19 protein-coding genes are annotated in these 19,166 nt (G+C 56.6%); 10 read left to right on the top strand and 9 right to left on the bottom strand.

What is annotated here, in order from left to right:
- Nucleotides 1-46 precede the first annotated feature (46 nt).
- The gene (locus tag FHS21_RS23170; protein ID WP_183664174.1) at nt 47-946 is read right to left on the bottom strand and encodes a LysR family transcriptional regulator; all 900 of its coding nucleotides are present in this window, start codon (nt 944-946) and stop codon (nt 47-49) included.
- A gap of 113 nt (nt 947-1,059) precedes the next feature.
- Here FHS21_RS23170 and FHS21_RS23175 point away from each other — a divergent pair, with 113 nt between their 5' ends.
- From FHS21_RS23175 to FHS21_RS23190, 4 genes are read left to right on the top strand one after another with little or no spacing between them, the layout of a single operon-like run.
- Nucleotides 1,060-2,142 (top strand): 4-oxalomesaconate tautomerase, encoded by a 1,083-nt coding sequence (locus FHS21_RS23175; protein WP_183664175.1) that lies wholly within the window; start codon nt 1,060-1,062, stop codon nt 2,140-2,142.
- Between the two features lie 47 nt (nt 2,143-2,189).
- Entirely contained in the window at nt 2,190-3,191 is a 1,002-nt protein-coding gene (locus FHS21_RS23180) for an ABC transporter substrate-binding protein (RefSeq protein ID WP_183664177.1), read from the top strand.
- Nucleotides 3,192-3,201: 10 nt separating this feature from the next.
- On the top strand, nt 3,202-4,032 hold the full coding sequence (locus tag FHS21_RS23185) for an ABC transporter ATP-binding protein (protein ID WP_183664179.1): 831 nt from the start codon (nt 3,202-3,204) through the stop codon (nt 4,030-4,032).
- Nucleotides 4,016-4,792, top strand: a complete 777-nt coding sequence (locus FHS21_RS23190; protein WP_183664181.1) for an ABC transporter permease — start codon at nt 4,016-4,018, stop codon at nt 4,790-4,792. The genes FHS21_RS23185 and FHS21_RS23190 overlap by 17 nt, the downstream gene beginning before the upstream one ends.
- A gap of 8 nt (nt 4,793-4,800) precedes the next feature.
- On the opposite strand, the gene FHS21_RS23195 is transcribed toward FHS21_RS23190, so the two are convergent.
- A complete protein-coding gene (locus FHS21_RS23195) occupies nt 4,801-5,025 on the bottom strand; it encodes a hypothetical protein (RefSeq protein WP_183664183.1) in 225 nt (74 codons plus the stop codon).
- A gap of 41 nt (nt 5,026-5,066) precedes the next feature.
- Between FHS21_RS23195 and FHS21_RS23200 the strand changes: the two genes are divergently transcribed.
- Nucleotides 5,067-6,017 (top strand): LysR family transcriptional regulator, encoded by a 951-nt coding sequence (locus FHS21_RS23200; RefSeq protein ID WP_183664185.1) that lies wholly within the window; start codon nt 5,067-5,069, stop codon nt 6,015-6,017.
- Nucleotides 6,018-6,045: 28 nt separating this feature from the next.
- Here FHS21_RS23200 and FHS21_RS23205 read toward each other — a convergent pair whose 3' ends face one another.
- From FHS21_RS23205 to FHS21_RS23230, 6 genes are all read right to left on the bottom strand, one after another.
- The gene (locus FHS21_RS23205; protein ID WP_183664187.1) at nt 6,046-7,125 is read right to left on the bottom strand and encodes a serine hydrolase domain-containing protein; all 1,080 of its coding nucleotides are present in this window, start codon (nt 7,123-7,125) and stop codon (nt 6,046-6,048) included.
- A 41-nt stretch (nt 7,126-7,166) separates the two neighbouring features.
- Nucleotides 7,167-8,156, bottom strand: coding sequence for an ABC transporter ATP-binding protein (locus FHS21_RS23210; RefSeq protein ID WP_210283606.1), 990 nt, complete (start codon nt 8,154-8,156; stop codon nt 7,167-7,169).
- Nucleotides 8,153-9,127, bottom strand: a complete 975-nt coding sequence (locus tag FHS21_RS23215; RefSeq protein ID WP_210283600.1) for an ABC transporter ATP-binding protein — start codon at nt 9,125-9,127, stop codon at nt 8,153-8,155. Before FHS21_RS23215 ends, FHS21_RS23210 begins: the two co-directional genes overlap by 4 nt.
- On the bottom strand, nt 9,124-9,984 hold the full coding sequence (locus FHS21_RS23220; RefSeq protein WP_183664280.1) for an ABC transporter permease: 861 nt from the start codon (nt 9,982-9,984) through the stop codon (nt 9,124-9,126). Before FHS21_RS23220 ends, FHS21_RS23215 begins: the two co-directional genes overlap by 4 nt.
- Nucleotides 9,985-10,024: 40 nt before the next feature.
- The gene (locus FHS21_RS23225) at nt 10,025-10,996 is read right to left on the bottom strand and encodes an ABC transporter permease (RefSeq protein WP_183664191.1); all 972 of its coding nucleotides are present in this window, start codon (nt 10,994-10,996) and stop codon (nt 10,025-10,027) included.
- A gap of 177 nt (nt 10,997-11,173) precedes the next feature.
- Nucleotides 11,174-12,736, bottom strand: coding sequence for an ABC transporter substrate-binding protein (locus tag FHS21_RS23230; protein ID WP_183664193.1), 1,563 nt, complete (start codon nt 12,734-12,736; stop codon nt 11,174-11,176).
- Between the two features lie 296 nt (nt 12,737-13,032).
- Here FHS21_RS23230 and FHS21_RS30865 point away from each other — a divergent pair, with 296 nt between their 5' ends.
- A complete protein-coding gene (locus FHS21_RS30865; RefSeq protein ID WP_246411158.1) occupies nt 13,033-13,191 on the top strand; it encodes a hypothetical protein in 159 nt (52 codons plus the stop codon).
- A 437-nt stretch (nt 13,192-13,628) separates the two neighbouring features.
- Here FHS21_RS30865 and FHS21_RS23240 read toward each other — a convergent pair whose 3' ends face one another.
- The gene (locus tag FHS21_RS23240; protein ID WP_183664195.1) at nt 13,629-14,552 is read right to left on the bottom strand and encodes an AraC family transcriptional regulator; all 924 of its coding nucleotides are present in this window, start codon (nt 14,550-14,552) and stop codon (nt 13,629-13,631) included.
- A gap of 162 nt (nt 14,553-14,714) precedes the next feature.
- On the opposite strand from FHS21_RS23240, the gene FHS21_RS23245 reads away from it, so the two are divergent.
- The 4 genes from FHS21_RS23245 (at nt 14,715) to FHS21_RS23260 (ending at nt 19,166) form a co-directional block, all read left to right on the top strand.
- Nucleotides 14,715-16,028 carry an MFS transporter gene (locus FHS21_RS23245; protein WP_183664197.1) on the top strand — a complete coding sequence of 438 codons (1,314 nt, stop codon included), beginning with the start codon at nt 14,715-14,717 and terminating at the stop codon, nt 16,026-16,028.
- A 52-nt stretch (nt 16,029-16,080) separates the two neighbouring features.
- Entirely contained in the window at nt 16,081-16,932 is an 852-nt protein-coding gene (locus FHS21_RS23250) for an SDR family oxidoreductase (protein WP_183664199.1), read from the top strand.
- Nucleotides 16,933-17,001: 69 nt separating this feature from the next.
- Nucleotides 17,002-18,180, top strand: a complete 1,179-nt coding sequence (locus FHS21_RS23255) for an aldo/keto reductase (protein WP_183664201.1) — start codon at nt 17,002-17,004, stop codon at nt 18,178-18,180.
- 2 nt (nt 18,181-18,182) lie between these two features.
- A complete protein-coding gene (locus tag FHS21_RS23260) occupies nt 18,183-19,166 on the top strand; it encodes an SDR family oxidoreductase (protein ID WP_183664203.1) in 984 nt (327 codons plus the stop codon).

Here is a 19,166-nt window from a genome sequence, read left to right on the forward strand (position 1 = left end):
TGTCAGCATTCGATGCTGATTCACACATATCTTGCCAGACCCGAACTCACCTTTCGGACCAGGTACCAATTAGCATATGGAGGAATCGCTCTGCAGCCGGCGACAAGGTCCCTCCGCGACGCCTCACCACGCCTATTGTTCTTGAAATTGCCGGATTGCGTATCGGGCGGCTGATGAGAAAAGGGTGTTCCCCTTGGGGCGTGGCCATCTGCGGCAGCACAGATATGCCGAGCCCGGCTTCGACAAGACCAAGGGACGTCGAAAGGTGCGTGACTTCATAGAACCATCGAAGCTTGATATTCGACTTCGCTAAAGCCGCATCGAGAAGTGTGCGGTTCGCACTTGACCGGTGAACCGTGATCAAATGGTAAGGTTCCAGGTCAGCCCACCCCACTTCCTCTTTCTCCGCAAGCGGATGATCCTTCCGCGCCGCGAGAACGAACGGATCTTCGACAAGACGCTCGAACGTCAAATCTGGATCGGACGTACCCATGATGTTGATGCCGAACTCCACCTCACCCCGCGCAACGGCCTGCAAACCCTCGGTCGCAGGCAAATCAAGGATACGGAAACGGATATTCGGATGTTCTTCATTGAACTGCCGGATGACCGTCGGCAGGAAGTAAAACGCAGCTGTGGGAAGGCAGGCAATCGTGACCAGACCGCCCCGATTGACGCCGACATCGCGGACCGCAAACAGCGAACCGTCGAATTCTTCCAACATGCGGCGAACGAGTGGGAGTAATTCCGTCCCCAAAGCTGTCAAAGAGACGTGCCGTGTCGTCCGCTCCAGTAACGGAGCGCCGATCGCCATTTCCAGCTTCTGGATGCGCCGACTGAGCGCGGGCTGAGAGAGATTAAGCGCCTCGGCAGCCCGATGAAAACTCACCAGTTCCACGACACCCAAAAAGGCTCGCAGGTCAAGTATCTCACAATTGATGTTCATAACACATCAATCCTCCGAATCTTCGCATTTCACATATCAATCACTTTACCGCAAAAAGTGCAAGAAATCGACAGATTGATCTGTCAGGCGCATGAATAAAAGAGCGGCAAATCATGAATGACCTCATTCGTATCCCCTGTGTCTTGATGAGAGGCGGCACGTCCAAAGGCCCGTTTTTTCTGGCGTCGGACCTCCCTTCAGATCCGCGCCGACGCGACCAGATTCTGTTATCCGTAATGGGTTCCGGTCATCCGCTACAAATCGACGGCATCGGCGGCGGCAATCCCGTCACGAGCAAAGTCGCCATTGTTGGACCGGCGACTGTATTGGGGGCGGATGTCGATTATCTCTTTGCCCAGGTGCGCATCGATCAGCAAATGGTCGACACATCGCCCAATTGCGGCAACATGCTCGCCGCTGTCGGTCCCTTCGCTATCGAAGCCGGCCTCGTCAAGGTAACCGGACCGATGACGCGGGTGCGGATATACAATGTGAATACGGGCAAGCTCATCGAGGCGGAGGTTCCAACGCCAGAGGGCCAAGTCGCCTATCTTGGCGATGCCTCGATTGACGGCGTTCCCGGCCACGCCGCGCCGATCGCCTTGACATTCATGGATGCCGCCGGTGCTCGTACTGGCAGGCTCTTCCCCACCGGACAGCCACGCGAGACGATCGACGGCATAGAGGTGACCTGTATCGATTGCGCCATGCCGATGATAATCCTTGAGGCCGCGGCCATCGGGGCAAGCGGTTATGAAACGGCGGCGGAGCTCAATGCAAACAGTGCTCTCCTCGAGCGTCTGGAAAAATTGAGGCTGCAGGCGGGCCAGCGTATGGGCATGGGCGACGTAAGGACACAGGTTGCCCCGAAACCGGTACTGATCTCGAAGCCAAAAGCCGGCGGCGATCTGAATGTGCGCTATTTCATGCCGCATCAGTGTCATCCCTCGCTCGCCACGACAGGGGCCGTCGGCATTGCTACGGCCTGCATCAGCGACAACACCGTTGCGTCCAGACTGGTTGGCGGACGCAAGCCCCCGGTCGTTCTCGTTCTCGAACATCCAAGCGGACGCTTGGAGGTAAAGTTGGACTCCCGGGACGGCAAGACAGTCGCAGGCATTCTGCGTACGGCCCGCCGTCTGTTCGAGGGCCAGGTCTTTGCAAAACCTATCGCGCAAATGGTTTGCGCGGCATAATTGAAAGCGGTGGCCGGGAGGGCGCTGCACATCAGGGAGGAAATACCATGCGCAAACTTATGCTCTCGTTCGCGGCTACTGTTGTATTCGCCGGATCGGCTTTTGCGGATCCCGTCAGAATCAGCGTCGGCTCTTACAATCTAAACAATTTGCCCTTCCCAGTAGCATCGGGCCTTGGTCTTTATGAAAAGGAAGGGCTCGAAGTCACCGTCGAGAATTTCGCCTCGGGCGGATCCAAGACCTTGCAGGCGCTTGTGGCAGGCTCCACAGACATCGCCGTCGGCTTCTACGATCATACGATCCAGATGCAGGCACAAAGGAAGGACGTCGTGGGTATTGTGTTACTAGCGCGCAATTCCGGTCTTGTACTTGCGGGCGGCAAGAACTCGACATTTGATCCGGCAAAGCCTGAGACCATCAAGGGCGCGAAAATCGGCATTACTGCCCCGGGCTCCTCATCGGATTTCTTCGTTCGCTATTATTTGCAGCGCCACAAGCTTTCGGCAGACGATGTTTCGCTGATCGGCGTCGGCTCCGGTTCGGCGGCGGTCGCCGCCCTCGAACAGGGAAAAGTTGATCTGCTTGTCAACTATGATCCCGCCGCCACATTCATCGAAGCCAAGGGCGTGGGCAAAATCCTGATTGATGCGCGCAGCGATGAAGGCGCAAAGGAGATTTACGGCGGCATTTATCCGACCTCCGTTCTCTATGCCACGCAAGCCTATATTGATGAGCATCCGGAAACGATCCAGAAGGTCGTCAACGCGACGGTTAAGGCGCTGGAATGGATGAACAGCAGCTCACCTGAGGAGATTGTTCAAAAACTACCCGAAGCCTTCATTTCCGGTGACCGCGAGACTTACGTGAAGGCTGTCGCAAATGCCAAGCCGATCTTCTCCGTGGATGGGCGCTTCAACGAAGCCGAGGTTCAAACACCGCTCGCTGTTCTGAGAAGTTTCAACGACAAGGTTGCCGCAACGGAAATCGATCTGAAGAAAACATACACCAACGCTTTCGTCGACAAAGCGCCGCGCAAAAGCACGAACTGAGGAGGAAGCCATGGCCCTGGCAGTGGTAAAACCGGTGGTGGAGGAAACCGCCCCGCAACAAAAGAAGGCGATGGTTGCCATCGACTCCGTGACAATGTCCTTCGGAACTTTTGTTGCGGTGGAGGACGTCAATCTGACGGTGGCGGACGGAGAATTCCTTGCCATCGTCGGGCCGACGGGATGCGGCAAGAGCACGATACTGAACGCAATTGCCGGGCTGCTCAAACCGACTAGCGGCAGCGTCTCGATCGATGGCAACCGCGTCTCTGGTATTCAGAATGATATCGGCTACCTATTCCAACAGGATGCGCTGTTGCCGTGGAAGACGGCCATCGAGAATGTCGAACTCGGCCTGCTGTTTCGGGGCGTAGGCACGTCGGAACGGCGCGAGCGATCGACCGCGTGGCTCGCCAAGGTGGGTCTCAAGGGCTTCGAACAGCGATATCCCCATCAGCTTTCCGGCGGTCAGCGAAAGCGTGTCCAGATGGCCCAGGCATTGATCAGCGGTCCAAAGGTCATTTTGATGGATGAACCGTTTTCGGCGCTCGATATCCATACTCGCCATCTGATGCAAAACGAGCTTTTGCGCTTGTGGCAGGAAGAACGCAGGGCCGTGGTCATGATCACGCATGATCTGGAGGAAGCGATTGCCCTCGGCGACCGGGTGGCGGTGTTGGCTGCCGGACCGCGCAGCCGGGTTATCAACAGCTTCCCTGTCGATCTTGAGCGTCCCCGCGACGTTGCCGAAATCAAACTGGATCCGCGCTTCATGGATCTGTACCGCAATATCTGGGCGTCGCTGCGCGGCGAAGTGGAGAAAAGTTATGAACGTCGCGACTGAACGATTTATCCAACTGGGTTTGCTTGTTGTCATCCTTGGCGGATGGCAGCTCGGGGTTTCCATTGGCGTCATCGATGTTTTCTTTTTCCCTGCGCCTATGGACATCTTCAACCAGATCATCAGTTGGGTCCTGGATCCCAATTTCTATCGCCATGTGACGATCACGCTGACGGAAACCGTGCTGGGCTATGTGATCGGAACGGGTCTGGGTGTCGCTGCCGGCGTCTGGCTTGGCCTCAGCCGAAGTGCAGCCCGCATTCTTGATCCCTTTATCAAAGGCCTGAACGCCATCCCGCGCGTCGTGCTTGCTCCGATTTTCGTGCTATGGCTCGGTCTTGGCCTATGGTCGAAAGTTGCACTCGCTGTGACGCTGGTTTTCTTCATCACATTCTTCAACGCGATGCAGGGTGTGCGTGAAGTCAATCCGGTGGTGCTGGCAAACGCGCGTATTCTTGGCGCCAAGCGTTCAGAGCTCTTGCGCCACGTCTATTTCCCGGCAGCGGCAAGTTGGATCCTGTCTTCCTTAAGAACGTCGGTCGGATTCGCAGTCGTAGGCGCCATTATCGGCGAATATCTTGGCGCGTCGGCGGGGCTTGGCTACCTGATTGCCCAGGCAGAAGGCAATTTCGATGCAGTCGGCGTCTTCGCCGGCATTATTATCCTGGCAGTGTTCGTCCTCGCGATCGACCGAATACTGGATGTGGTAGAAAATCGCCTTATCAAATGGCGGCCCAATGCCGCGGAAGAACGGACGGCGTAGTTGGAATATCAGAGCTTTAACAGGTGGTCGCCACAAGAAGCGGCCATCTGCGTATGAGTGACGCGGATAAGCATCAGAGCCGTCCTTCCCAATAAGCACTCCGTGCCAAGACGGAGGGAGTTTCGGAAGGTGCGGGCGCCGATTGGCGGCGGCGTGCGTTCGATGCGCATCGCGCAGCGGGCAGTAGTCCTCTGTTCTACAATTTTGTTCTTCACGAGCAGGGTCTGTGCCATGATAAACCCTTAGCAGTTAATGGAGCTAGACAAGTTTTGCTATGCAGCGATTTCAACTCGGATCAATTGACCTTAATCTTCTCAAGGTGGTCTACGCGCTCGTCGTGAAAGGCAACATGACCAGCGCCGGTGAATATATTGGTCTCTCTCAACCTGCCATGAGCCATGCATTGAAGCGCGCCCGTGCGATAACTGGAGACGATCTGTTCAAAAAAACCTCGGGCGGCTTTGTGATGACGCGCTTTTGCACAGAGATATTTCCTGCCGTGCGGCGCATCATGGAGGACACGGAATCTGTCATGCTGTCGCGCCTCAACTTCGACCCAACCACATCGCACCGCGCCTTTAGAATTGGCATGAACGATTATTTTTCTGTCGTTCTGATGCCGCTCCTTGTCGAACGTGTGCGCGCCAAGGCGGAGCACTGCGTCCTTGAGGTTATTCATATGCCGCGCACCGGCGTTGCCAACAACCGAAACTATCTGCCGGTGGTGCAAGAGCACCTCGACGAGGGTTCAATCGATGTCGCGGTGATGACGGCGGACAATTTTCCAGCCCGTTATCGCTGTACGTCGCTGTTCACAGAAAGAAGGGTCTGCATCATGTCAGCCCATAATCCGGCGGCGGAAAAGCCTTTGACTCTCGACTCGCTGTTATCCATGGGACACGTGAAAGTGACGTCAGCGCCCAGCCGGCGCGGCTGGATCGATGAACGGCTCGATGCCATGGGGCTGGAGCGCAGCGTGGTTGCCGTGGTGCCGCATTTTTCCGCCGCAGTTGCAATCATCGCACGCAGCGACCTCGTCGCCATCATGCCGGAAAGTGTTGCCAAGCTGTTTGAACGCTCGCATGAACTATTGCTGCTGGAATCCCCGTTTGCAGAAGAAAAACAGTCAACCAGCATGATCTGGCTTGCCGAAAAAGAACGCGATCCGGCAAGCTATTGGTTGCGAGAGCAGATATCTTCCTGTTTCATTGAAGGCACGCCCTGAAAGGAGACGTGTCCTGTAGGACCGTCGATCAGGCAGCGCTCAGTTTTGCGTTGATAAGAAGATCGGCCACACTCAGGAAATCTTCCATGGTGACTGCTGCCAGTTCCTCCTTGAAGCTACCGTCATTGCGCGCAATGGCGAGCTCGTCAGGGAGCGCTCTGCGGTTAACGAACACCATGTCGAGCGCTGGCAGGCCCAAAATGAATTGGCCGAAATGGCCCGCGGCGACGAAAGCTCCCCGCCACTCAGGCGTATCGTTCGTGACGACCGGGATCCACCAGAGATAACTGTAGCCCGCAATTCTGGATTTTACGCTCTCATTCATCCGATCCGCAGGAACATGGACACGTGTGCTTTCAAAAACCCAGTCGGCTGGAACCACTTGATTATCACCCCAACGGCCTTTTCGCGCCATCGTCAGACCCAGCCGCGCCATATCCCGCGCAGAGAGGAAGAAGTGGTATGCCAGGTACCGGGATGCGTCTTCATACCCCATCATGCGCTGTCGAGAAGGATCGAAATCCTGCATCGCCATTGGGCCTGCGAAATCCTCTTCAAAGGCTTTGAAGACGCTTCGGCCAGTCAGTTGCTCGAAGGCGGCTCCGAGAACATTGAAGTCCCAGTTGTTGTAGTGGAAATAGGATCCAGGCGTCTTTGATCCGCGCGCTGGAATATTCTTGGTGTTGCTGCCGGGGCTTCCTGGCTGGTGGTAGACACCAGAACTGCTGACGAGGAGATCGCGCAAGGTCGCAGTTTTCTCGATGGGCAGGAGACCGTGATCCTCATCGATATTCAGATCTGCCATGGTGAGATCGAGGTCGATTTTTCCTTCGGCAACGGCTTTGCCCATGAGCATGGAGAGAATGCTCTTACGCGTCGAGGCGAGATAACTCACCTCGGCAATGTTGCCGTAGTTGTAGAGAATATCTCCTCCGACAACCGCCAGGAAAGAGGTGGTGGGCAAACCGTCCAGCGCGACTTCGATTTTCGAGCGGACATCGGCAGTAAGACCGTGCTGTTCCGGGGCCGTAACCATCTCCCAGTCCTGCGCGGGAAATTTATTACTGGAGTGTGCAAGCAAATGTTCCAGAGGTGCTGAAACGGGCATAGTTCATCCTTCTGAGATTTAAGATTATCAACTGCCGGAGTTCAGTCGTTCAAGTGACACGCACTGGTGTGGTGGGCGCCAACTGAACGAAGCTCCGGTCGTTCAGTTCGACAGCGTTCCATCGCAAATGGACAGCGAGGGTGGAAATGACATCCCGTAGGCGGTGAAAGGGGGCTCGGAATTTCGCCCTCGATTGCCGAAAAAAGCCGCTGTACAGGATCAAGGCTAGGTCTTCCTTGAAGGAGCGCGCGGGTGTAGGGGTGATTGGGATGAGAAAACAACTCGCCAACCGGCGCTTCCTCCACAACTCGTCCCAAATACATGACGACCACGCGGTCAGAGATATGTTCTACAACGGAAAGGTCGTGACTGATAAACATGTAGGTCAGGTCGAGATGTTCTCTCAGATCCAGAAACAGGTTCAAAATCTGGGCCTGGATTGATACATCAAGAGCTGCAACGGACTCGTCGCAGATCAACATATCCGGCTGGACAGCAAGCGCGCGCGCAATCCCGATGCGCTGGCGTTGTCCTCCACTAAACTGATGCGGAAAACGGGTTGACGTTGAAGGGTCAAGTCCACACCGTTCCATCTGTTGGCTTACATAGCCATCGAGTTCCCACGCTGTAGTCAGTCCGTGATGAAGTGGCGCTGCGCCAATAATTTCTCGTACACGCTGCCGAGGATTGAGAGACGATGAAGGGTCCTGAAAAATCATCTGAACTTGCAAACGCGCATCTTCAGCGTCTTTGTCTGTCATTTCGTCAAGCCGCTTGCCCCGGAACAATACTGAACCTTCCGATGCCTGCAAAAGACCAGCCACGACGCGACCCAAAGTTGACTTTCCGCAGCCAGACTCTCCGACAATACCGACAACCTCGCCCTGCGAGACGCTCAGGCTCACGTCGTCCAGAGCGCGTACAACCGGATTTTTCGCCTTCAGACCAATGTATTCGGCCCCGCGTTCCACAACGCCGGACTTCCGGCTGAAGCGCTTGCTGACGTTTCGAATTTCCAGTCGATTGGTCACAACGGCGCTCCTGCCGTGACGGGGTGAAAACAACGAAGAAGTCGACCGTCTATCGGCTCCAGCGGCGGGCGGCTGAGACAGAGTTGTGTTGCCGAGGAACAGCGCGGATGAAATGCGCATCCACTTGGCATACTGGCAACAGATGGTGTCGTGCCGTTTATCTGCTTCAGCCTCGAACCGCGCTTATTATGAGCGGGAAGGCTTGCGATCAGCCCGTTGGTATAGGGATGCATGGGGTGGCGAAGCAGATCGGCGGTCAAACCCTGCTCTACAATCCGGCCCCCATACATGACGGATAGCTTTTCGGCCAAACCGGCGACAACCGAAAGATCGTGGGTAATCCAGATCAAAGTCGTTCCCTTTTCACGAGCCAGCTTCTGCACAATCGAAAGAATTTGGGCCTGAATCGTTACATCGAGAGCTGTTGTCGGTTCGTCTGCGATAATGAGGTCGGGTGACATCAAAAGAGCGATCGCGATGGCAACTCGTTGTCGCATCCCACCAGAGAATTGGTGTGGATACGCGCTTAACCTTTCATCCGGACTCGGAATTCCAACCATTCCAAGAGCGTCCCGCGCCCGCTCGCGTGCTGCCTGTTTGCTTACGGCCTCATGTGCGTGGACCGCTTCCATCATCTGCGTATCTATCCGCAGGACTGGATTGAGCGTGGACATCGGGTCCTGAAATATCATGGCGACCCGGTTGCCACGGATAGATCGTATCTTACGTTCCGAGAGCTTGCGCAGGTCTTGGCCTTTGAAGAGTATTTGGCCACCTGTCACCTGCGCCGGATTATCGACAAGGCCCATTATGGACAAGCCGGTCACAGACTTTCCGGAACCGGATTCCCCGACGAGTCCCATGACTTCACCAGCGGCTAAGGTCAGATTGACATCGTCTATGAGTGTGACGCGGCCATCTGAAGTCACGACTTCCGTCTTCAGGCCTTTGATTTCAAGCAGAGCGGTCATTTCTGTGCAGCCTTCGGATCAAGTAGTTGCCGCAAACGATCCCCGACGAGGTTGATTGCAAAGATGGTCACAAGCAGCGCAATTCCCGGGAAAAGAGCGATCCAGTAGGTGCCCGAGAGCATGAACTCATATCCGCTCGAGATCAAAAGCCCGAGCGATGGCTCTGTTACCGGTACACCCAGACCGAGAAAGCTCAACGTTGCCTCAAGCGTGATTGCACGGGCAACTTGCATTGTCAGGAGTACGACCAAGGGAGAGAGACAGTTTGGTAGGAGCTGACGGAACAGAATATTGCGATGGGGAAGGCGTAGCGATCTGGCGGCCTCCACATATTCACGACGAAGCTCGGTTAGAGCTGCACCGCGCGCCGTCCGGGCATAGGTTGCCCATTCCACCAGAACGATTGCGAACACAACGTTTCCGACGCTTTTGCCAAGCAGTGCAAGGATGAGAAGCGCTGATAGAATTGTGGGGAAGGAAAGCTGAAGATCAACGATCCGCATCATCGTTGTCTCGATCTTACCGCCGACATAGGCAGCCGTCAGACCAAAGGCCGTGCCGATAATGAACGCTAGGGCTGCTGAGCCCAATCCCACGATCAGACTTATTCGCAAGCCATAGAAGATGGCCGACAGCATGTCGCGCCCCTGATCGTCGGACCCAATTATGAACGTAAAGCCAGCAGATGATTGGGTGCCTGGTGCCATACGCCCATCCATGATGTCCAACTGCATGAGGTCATAAGGGTTTTGCGGTGATATGAATGGCGCAAAGATTGCCAGCAGAACAATCAGGATGATGAGCACCAGACCGGCGAGTGCAATCGGTGACTGTGCGAACTGGCGGATGAATCTCATGCCGGAGCGGAATTTTGTTGGGCTAAGAATGGCTTGCACGTCATTCTCCCTGAAGGCGGATGCGTGGATCCAGCAGCCTGTAGGTGACATCCACGACGAGATTGATAATGACGAACATGATGACCACGAGCATGAGATATGCCACGATCACCGGGCGGTCGAGTGCGCTAATGCTGTCGATGATGATCTTGCCAACGCCAGGCCAAGCAAAGATGGTTTCTGTTACGACGGAGAACGCTATCGTCTGGCCAATATCCAGGCCAACTACGGTGACGACCGGGATCATGACGTTCTTCAAAATATGAACGCTGAGGATACGCCACGGGGCAAGGCCCTTGGCTTTGGCAAAACGGACATACTCACTGGACATTGCTTCGCGAACTCCTGCCTCCGTCAGACGTGTGACCATGGAAATGTTGAATAGGGAAAGACTGACGGCGGGCAGGAGCATGTGCTTGAGACCATCCAGCGTGATGAATGACCACGGTATTCCCAATATGGTGTTAATCGCCCCACGACCCGAGCTGGGAAGCCAACCGAGTTGAACGCTGAATATCATGATCAGAAGAATGGCGATCCAGAAGATTGGCAGGCTGAACCCGAAAATCGAACCGATCATGATGGTTCGTGAGAAGCGGCTTTCTGGCTTCCAGCCAGCGGCAAGGCCAAGCGGCACGCCAAGGATGAGCGAAAGCAGGACTGCTGCGAAGGCAAGTTCCAGGGTTGCGGGCAGGCGCGAAAGTATCAGGTCGACGGCTGGCTCCTTGTAGACGTAACTTGTCCCAAGATTGCCCTGCACAACACCCTTCAGAAACAGAAAGAATTGCTGATACAGCGGCCGATCTAGACCGAGGTCCGCGATCAAGCGAAGCCGATCTTCGTGAGTTGCTTCAGGAAGAAGAAGCGTTTCAATTGGGCTCCCAATCAGATGAAGACCAATGAATACGATTGCGGCCATTGCCAAGGCGACCAGTATTGCTTGCAGCAGACGCTGGATAATCCATAGGGTCATGAAGCCCTCTTGCTATTGATGATGGACTGCCGCTCTCGCGTTTTCTTGTGCGAGAGATGTACGATATGGCGTCGTTTCAAGCTATCGTAGCATGATGCGGCCGCTTCTGAGATGTCGCGACACCGCATGCCGAGGCCAGACTGGCCAGCGATGTATTTCGCCAGCCAGCTTCATTACCTACTCCGAGATGTCCTTGGCCAAAGTACGTTCGTCAATACGCGGAGCGTAAGACAGGCCCTTGCGAGTGACCCAGGCGTTGCTCTGCTGATAAAGCGGGATAATGGCTCCATCATTTACCGCAATCTTGACTGCCTCGATAAGCGCCGTTTCGCGTGCCTTATCGTCGTAGATCGTCATTGCGTTGGCGACAATTTCATCAAGAGCTGGATTGGAGTAGCCGCTATCATTGGCAGCGCCCAGTCCGCGCTTCGGATCGACAGTGCCAAGCACATTGACCAGCATCGAACTCGCATCATAGGTCGCGTTTCCTAGGCCGAGCAGCTTCATAGCAAATTCCGATTTGCGTGAAGAGAACGTCGTCCATGGGAGAGCTTCCACGTTGGTCTTCACGCCAATTCTTGTCCACATCTGAGCGACCGCCTGTACCACCGCTGGAGCGTTGGGATAGCGATCATTGGGAACGTGAACGGTCAATTGAAAGCCGTTGGGAAACCCGGCGTCTGCAAGCATCTTCTTTGCGGCGACAGCATCGGGCTTGGGCGGCTGGATATCTGCAGAATAAGAGAAGGCACCCTTGGGCAACCATTGCCCGGAGGCAGTTGCGGTGCCTTCCATGATCTTGTCTACGATACCTTCGCGATTGATAGCCGCGGAAAGCGCATTGCGGACACGTGGATCTGCAAGAGGATTTGCCTCCAGCGCTTCCCCGTTAGAACCCTTCACATTGGCTTTCCATGCATCCCCGGACGTGGACGGAGCTAGATAAATCACCCGCAAGCCGGGGGTGCTGACAAATGCGAGCTTTTCGGTTGACTTGAAGCGCGCGATATCCGTTGCGGCTGGAGCATCCACAATGTCGACGTCGCCTGCAAGGATGGCGGTGGTACGGGCACTAGCGCTGGAAATCATGCGATATTTTGCATGGTCCCACACAACCTTCTTGCCCCACCAATCGGGATTACGTTCGAGCCCGACCTCGATACCCTGCCGGAAAGTCGAGAAACGAAAGGCTCCGGTACCGATCGCGGCCTCTCCGGAATTGTAGTCCGCCGTGTCGGCACCCTCGCCTGCGTGTCGAGACACGATCGCAATGTTCGCGAGCTCCCCCGGAAGAGTGGGCGCAGGTGCTTTCGTGGTGATGACAACTGCCAGATCACCATCCGCCTTGACCGAGGCGATATTTCTCATGAAACCGCCGAAGCCGCCGGGACTATTGGGAACACTGCCGGCGCGCCCGAGCGTGAACACAACGTCATCGGCGGTGAAGGTCTTGCCATCGTGCCATTTTACGCCTTCGCGAAGCGTAAGGCGCCATGTAGTTTCTTCAACCGCTTCCCACTTGGTGGCCAGTCCTGCGACCAGTTGCCCCTCGGCCGTGCGCTCGGTAAGCCTGTCAAATACCTGCATTGCAATGCTGTTATTGGGCGACGCATTATAAAAATGCGGATCAAGCGAAGTAACCGTTCCGCTGAGACCAATCGTCAGGTCTTTGCCAACCACCGGATGAGAAACCAAGCTCAATGCACTCGCCAGTGCAAACACATAAACTCTCAAAGTCATATTGTTCCCTTTTTTGTCCTGCGTGTACTCCAACACACGCAGAATGAAACGTTTCCTGATACTGACTACCGCCTTCGATTTATCAAATGAATTTTTTTTCCTTCGTCATTCGTCAGACGAATAATCCGCTAAAAACGACGCTGAAGATAACAACTTTGTTCGATGAGGCGTCACCTGTTTCACACGGACCATAACACCGCACGTGTTACGATGTAGCGATCAGCTTTGTCTCGAATGAGTCAGCAGCTCTCGCGGTCGCGGCTGATGTAGAAGCTTTTGGACGCCGGCCGTTACCTATGCGGGCAGACAGCGCGGATCCAGATCAGGTCAATCAGCTGTTCACCGCCATCGACCGGAAGTTCGGCCGGATCGATCGGCTGGAGGATCTCGAACTCGAGCGAATGCGGCGCATCTCCTGTCTCGCTCGCGAAACAGGAGCGCGCCTGTCGCGGTAACAGCTTCCGGCATGTCGATACGAGCTGCGCAGCCGCACCGATCGCGACATCAATCGGAAGATCACAAGATTCGAAATGCCTTGCGCTCACATCCCCCGAGAGCTTGTAATGGCCTCGAAGAGCGCGCTTGGGAAGATGACAGAGTTGGCCAATTTTCCCGCGGAAGTCGCGAACGGGCCGCCGACGTTTGCGGTATAAATACCTCGAAAAGAGAATTCAAAGTCTCCGTCGATAAGCGCATATCGCCCAGCACCACCAACACCCAGCCGGCAACGCGGCCTCCAGGTGGTGACGTCCGATTAGATTATGTGCTCTCGGCTACCGCGCCGGGAGCAAGTGGTTGATCAATCGCGCCATCTCATATCTGCAGCTAATTCGGTGGTGCAGACTCAGCTCGACCTGCTGGCACCTTCGTTGCAAACTCCTTGCTGATGAGACTACGCGGATCGTACGGTGCGGCTGGCATATTCGTTGTGGAGGCGCTGTTGATTCAAAGCATCCTGTTTGGGCGCGACGCCAAAGGTTCTTGAATATTCTCGGCTGAATTGCGACGCGCTCTCGTACCCGACCTTATAGGCCGCTTCGGCAACATTGGCAGCCTGCGTGACCATGAGGCGGCGCGCCTCCAGCAGGCGGAGTTGCTTCTGGAACTGAAGCGGAGTCATCGAGGTCAGCGCCTTGAAGTGCTGATGAAACGACGACGGGCTCATCCGCGCCACATCAGCGAGCTGATCGACGCGTAAAGTATCCGCGAAGTTGGTATGAAGCATCGAAACGGCCCTTACCACACGTTCGATGTTTGATTCGGGGCAGGCAAGTTTGCAGATCTCACCTCCATGCGGGCCGCTCAGCAGCCAATAGCAAATCTCGCGCACGATCGAAGGGGCCAGAATCGGTATCGCCTTTGGGGTTGCCAGCAGTCGGACCAGGCGGAGAATACAATCGGCTAGTGGTTGGTCCACTTTAGCGACAAAAGCGCAAGGACCGGTCGTGTCCGACTGCGCTGGTGGTGTATCCAATTGTTCGAGAACTTCCCGCACAGTTGCCACGTCGAAGTCGACCATGACGCCGACATAAGGCGTTGCAGCACTGGCCTCCACGATCCTTCCGGTTGCCGGGACCCCGACACTGACGACCAAGCACTCCATGGTGCGGTAGTTGAGATGTTCGTCGCCAAACTGCAACTCCTTCGCACCCTCCAGCACCACGCATAGCGATGGCCGATAGATGTTTCGCATGGGCATCATCGACTGAAACGAGCGGACGATGTTGAAGCCTTCTATGGCCGTCGGGAACAGGCCCTGCCCGCCACCCTGGTCTTCGATGTAGGCCGTTACGGCAGAGAGCAATGACGTATTCAAGCGGGGCTCCGGTTGTTTCAGGGGCCACGGCAATACGTGGCTCCTCGCCGGCATCATCGCCTCTCCTGCAGGAATAGGCAAGTTTCTTGAAGGTTCGGGCATTCTTGTCATTGGACACTCCATCTAGCTTAAGGGTGCAACCAAGCGAGGAGTGACCTCAAGATGACAGAAATTGTCGCCCGGTCAATAGACCCTTCAGAGACACGAGCGCCGCCCGCTGCGTCCAGCGGGCAATACGTAAAAGGCCTCCGAATGGCCGCCATATGCATCGTGCTTCTGCTGATCAACGCGTTCTCGCAGATCGATCGAATACTGCCGTTCATCCTGGCGGAAAAGATCAAAGCCGACCTGTCGCTGACCGACACCCAGATGGGGCTCCTCACTGGGCTCGCGTTTGCGGTTTGCTACGCACTTCTCTCATTACCGCTTGCCCGCGCGGCAGATCGGGGATCTCCACGGCTCGTACTGGTGTCCTGCGTCCTGATCTGGAGCGTCATGACGACACTCGGCGGTTTTGCGGCCAGTTTCATGTTCCTCGCACTCACACGCTTCGGCGTCGCATTCGGCGAGGCTGGCGCAGTCCCGGCAGGCCATGCTCTCATCGTCCGCAAAATTGGGACCGAGCGACGCGGTCTTGCAATCGGTCTTTTCGCAATGGGCATCCCATTAGGCACGATGGTGGGATTTGCGGCAGGCGGCGCGATTGCAGACGTATTTGGCTGGCGTATCGTTTTGATGGGTGCTGGAGCCATCGGCATCTTGATCGGTTTGTTGACCATGCTTGTTGCCGGCCCCACCCCTCCGCTTCCAAATACGGTCTTTCGCGACGAACCCTTTCTGCGGACCAGCTTTGACTTGTTGTCGTCCCCGGCGTTCCGCTGGTTGTTCACGGGCGCCGTTTTCCTGGGCTTCGCAGGAGCGCCATTTTATGCTTTCTCCATACCGTTTCTGATCCGCACCTATGGTTTTACCGCGACAGAGGTCGGCGTTTCGTTCGGCATGTTGCAGGGGTTGATGGGGATCATCGGGACTTTGGGCGGTGGACGCTGGTTCGATCACGCCGTTCGTTCAGGCACCGGCAAGGTGCTCGGTCCCCCGGCAATTCTGTTTCTGATCGCCAGTGTAACGACGACTGCGGCGCTGTTTGCACCGACTGGCTGGATGTCCATCGCACTCTTTGTGCCCGGAATGCTGTCATTTTCGTTCATGTTGCCATGGGGCTTCGGAGCCGCGCATCTGATCGCCGGTCCCGGACGTCAGGCGCAGGCGACCAGTCTCGTCATGATCGGAAGCGGCCTCCTCGGGCCTGCACTAGGCCCTCTGATCGTTGGCATTGTCAGCGATGCTGCAAGCGCCGCCGATATTTCAAACGGCCTCGGCCTCGGCTTGTTGATTGTGCCTTTATCGGCCGTCCTAGCCGGCATCACCCTCCTGATCGCTAACCAAAGGATTGGCGCCTTCCTTCGCCAACGCTGACCGCAACCGCCGCTGCAGGCTGAAACATTCGAAACTTCTTAGGAGACTTCCAATGTCAAACACAGACAATTCCCGACGCACGTTCCTCGCCCTCGCGGCGGCCGTGCCATCCGCTATTGCCATGAGCGGCATTGCATCGGCCCAGTCGTCCGATACTGGCGTTGTCGCTCAACCGGGTGACAAACGCGGCGCGGTCGTCACTGGGTCTTCCCGCGGCATTGGCGCGGCCACCGCCCGGCGTCTGGCGCGGGACGGTTTCGCCGTGACCGTGAACTACCTTACCAATCGCGGATTGGCCGAACAGGTTGTTCGCGATATCGAGGCCGCCGGCGGCCGTGCCATCGCTCGCCGGGCAGATGTGGCGGATCCGGCGGCGGTCAAAGCTCTTTTCGACGCCAACGACGAAGCCTTCGGCGGCGCCGACATTGTCGTCAATAATGCCGGCATCATGAACGTCGGTCCCTTCAGTCAGATGACCGACGAGGCCTTTGACCGGATGATGGCCACCAACGTCAAAGGGAGCTTTAATGTGCTGCGCGAGGCGTCAAAACGCGTTCGCGATGGTGGCCGGATCATCAGCCTAAGTTCAAGTATTATCAAAATGAGCCCTCCCGGCACGGCAGCCTACGCCGCAACCAAGGCGGCGCAGGAGATCTACTCGAGCGTTCTTGCCAAGGAGTTGGGCGGTCGCAACATTTCGGTCAATGCGATATCGCCGGGGGCCGTCGATACCCAACTCTTGCGCCAGCATGGGGAAGACGCGCTTCGCGGCATACCGGAAGCGACCCCGCTTCGTCGGCTGGGCCAACCAGAAGATATCGCCAATGTCATAGGCCTTCTCTGCTCACAGGACGGGGCGTGGATCGATGGTCAAAACGTCTTCGCGAATGGCGGTATCGCCTGATGAATACTCGCCGCGGCGTACATGCGCCGCAGCAGGTTCACAACCGGACCCTTATAGGACACCCTTGTCATGAAATACAACACACTGGGAAACACGGGCCTCTTTGTCTCTGAGCTCTGCCTCGGCACGATGACATTTGGGGGCAAAGGGGTCTGGGCCAATATGGGCAACGCTCAACAGGACGGCGCTCAGGCTCTGATCGCCCGCGTACTCGAGCACGGGATCAACTTCATCGACACCGCCGACATCTATTCGAGTGGCACATCGGAAGAGATGGTCGGCCAGTCACTTAAGACCCTTGGTGTCCGGCGGGAGGACGTCGTCATCGCAACCAAGGTCCTCGGCCCGATGGGCCAGGGCCCGAACGACGCCGGCAATTCCCGCGGCCACATCTTCGATAGCGTCAAGGCCAGTCTGAAGCGACTGCAGATCGATCACATCGATCTGTACCAGCTCCATAACGTCGACAACGTAACGCCGATCGAGGAAAGCCTTGCCGCATTGGACGCCCTGGTCCAGCAGGGTCTGGTTCGTTATGTCGGCGTGTCGTACTGGTCGGCCTGGCAAATGGCGAGGGCGCTGGGCCACAGCGAACGCCTTCAGATCGCAAAGATCGCCACCTCGCAAAACTACTACACGCTCGCAGGTCGCGATATCGAGCGGGAGATCGTTCCGCTCATCAAGGCCGAAATACTCGGTCTTCTGGTTTGGAGCCCGCTTGCCGGCGGGCTGCTTAGCGGCAAGTTCGGCCGCGACAAGCAGGGCGAGGAAGGCAGCCGCCGGACCATTTTTGATTTTCCGCCGGTCGCTTTGGATCGAGCTTACGACGTGATCGATGTGATGGAACGCATTGGTGTCAGCGTTGCGAGGATTGCGCTGGCGTGGCTGCTGCATCAGGCGCACGTCACAAGCGTCATCGTCGGTGCGAAGACGGTCGCGCAGCTCGACGACAGCGCCGGGGCGTCAGAGGTCACGCTCAGTGCGGATGAGGTCGCCGAATTGGAAGCCGTCAGCAGGATCGCTCCCGAATATCCGGCGTGGATGCAGCGAACGCGCGAGGTCGCGCCTAGGCCGCCCCTCGGCAAGCCGATCAACGCAATCGAACAGGCTCGGATCCGGAACCGCCCCGTTGCGGATCCGCGAAAAGGTCGCCTCACCCCATGGCGACCTTCCGTCCGCCGAAGACGTCCCCCGGAACAATGCGTCTTCGGCGGACAATTTCGCCCCAACAGAAACAGAAAGGACTGACGATGCCGAAATCGTGGACACTCGATGATATGCCGTCTCAAAAGGGCCGAACGATCCTGATCACCGGAACCGGTGGCCTCGGCTTCGAAGATGGACTTGCGCTGGCCCAAGCCGGTGGCGACGTAATCATCGCAGGGCGCAACCCGATAAAGGGTGCTGACGCTGTCCGGCGCATCAAGGAAAAAGCGCCGCAGGCATCGGTCACTCTGGAGGTCGTCGACCTCGCAAGCCTCACCTCGATCGAGGCGCTTGCAAAACGACTAAAAGAGACACGCGACCATATCGACGTGCTCATCAACAACGCCGGCGTCATGACGCCACCAACGCGCGAGACGACCAAAGACGGTTTCGAACTGCAGTTCGGCACCAACTATCTCGGCCACTTTGCCCTGACGGGCCATCTCCTGCCGCTGCTCATGCGGGCACGAGCCTCACGCGTCGTCACGCTTTCCAGCATTGCTGTTCGAAGCGCAAACGTCGCCATTAACTTCAATGACCTGCAAGCGGAGCGCGGCTATAAGCCGATGCCTGTCTACAGTCAGTCCAAGCTGGCGTGTCTGATGTTTGCTTTCGAACTGCAGCGGCGAAGTGAGGAAGCAGGATGGGGTGTCACCAGTATCGCGGCGCATCCCGGGATATCGCGCACGGATCTGCTTCACAACGGTCCAGGTCGCAGCAGCGTTCAGGGCCTTCTCAGGTCGTTCACGTGGTTTCTGTTCCAGCCTGTGGCGCAGGGCGCGCTGCCGACATTGTTCGCGGCTACATCTCCAAGCGCCCGAGGCGGCGCCTATTATGGCCCCGATAGACTTGGCGAGACCCGGGGACACCCGACCGAAGCGCAGATCCCGCGACAGGCTATGGAGAAGCATGTGGCCCACAGGCTGTGGGAGACTTCTGAAGCACTGACGGGGATTTCGTTCAATGCGCAGGTTTCCCCGTCTGAACTTACTGGTCTGAATCCGACAACTATCCGACGGGAGGGGTGA

This window comes from Phyllobacterium trifolii (assembly GCF_014192095.1).
GTDB lineage: Bacteria > Pseudomonadota > Alphaproteobacteria > Rhizobiales > Rhizobiaceae > Phyllobacterium > Phyllobacterium trifolii.

Excerpts from the sequence above, each read along its gene's own strand:
- FHS21_RS23170 (WP_183664174.1), bottom strand. The coding sequence starts at position 946 with ATGAACATCAATTGTGAGATACTTGACCTGCGAGCCTTTTTGGGTGTC.
- FHS21_RS23175 (WP_183664175.1), top strand. The coding sequence starts at position 1,060 with ATGAATGACCTCATTCGTATCCCCTGTGTCTTGATGAGAGGCGGCACG.
- FHS21_RS23180 (WP_183664177.1), top strand. The coding sequence starts at position 2,190 with ATGCGCAAACTTATGCTCTCGTTCGCGGCTACTGTTGTATTCGCCGGA.
- FHS21_RS23185 (WP_183664179.1), top strand. The coding sequence starts at position 3,202 with ATGGCCCTGGCAGTGGTAAAACCGGTGGTGGAGGAAACCGCCCCGCAA.
- FHS21_RS23190 (WP_183664181.1), top strand. The coding sequence starts at position 4,016 with ATGAACGTCGCGACTGAACGATTTATCCAACTGGGTTTGCTTGTTGTC.
- FHS21_RS23195 (WP_183664183.1), bottom strand. The coding sequence starts at position 5,025 with ATGGCACAGACCCTGCTCGTGAAGAACAAAATTGTAGAACAGAGGACT.
- FHS21_RS23200 (WP_183664185.1), top strand. The coding sequence starts at position 5,067 with ATGCAGCGATTTCAACTCGGATCAATTGACCTTAATCTTCTCAAGGTG.
- FHS21_RS23205 (WP_183664187.1), bottom strand. The coding sequence starts at position 7,125 with ATGCCCGTTTCAGCACCTCTGGAACATTTGCTTGCACACTCCAGTAAT.
- FHS21_RS23215 (WP_210283600.1), bottom strand. The coding sequence starts at position 9,127 with ATGACCGCTCTGCTTGAAATCAAAGGCCTGAAGACGGAAGTCGTGACT.
- FHS21_RS23220 (WP_183664280.1), bottom strand. The coding sequence starts at position 9,984 with ATGAGATTCATCCGCCAGTTCGCACAGTCACCGATTGCACTCGCCGGT.
- FHS21_RS23225 (WP_183664191.1), bottom strand. The coding sequence starts at position 10,996 with ATGACCCTATGGATTATCCAGCGTCTGCTGCAAGCAATACTGGTCGCC.
- FHS21_RS23230 (WP_183664193.1), bottom strand. The coding sequence starts at position 12,736 with ATGACTTTGAGAGTTTATGTGTTTGCACTGGCGAGTGCATTGAGCTTG.
- FHS21_RS30865 (WP_246411158.1), top strand. The coding sequence starts at position 13,033 with ATGCGGGCAGACAGCGCGGATCCAGATCAGGTCAATCAGCTGTTCACC.
- FHS21_RS23245 (WP_183664197.1), top strand. The coding sequence starts at position 14,715 with ATGACAGAAATTGTCGCCCGGTCAATAGACCCTTCAGAGACACGAGCG.
- FHS21_RS23250 (WP_183664199.1), top strand. The coding sequence starts at position 16,081 with ATGTCAAACACAGACAATTCCCGACGCACGTTCCTCGCCCTCGCGGCG.
- FHS21_RS23255 (WP_183664201.1), top strand. The coding sequence starts at position 17,002 with ATGAAATACAACACACTGGGAAACACGGGCCTCTTTGTCTCTGAGCTC.
- FHS21_RS23260 (WP_183664203.1), top strand. The coding sequence starts at position 18,183 with ATGCCGAAATCGTGGACACTCGATGATATGCCGTCTCAAAAGGGCCGA.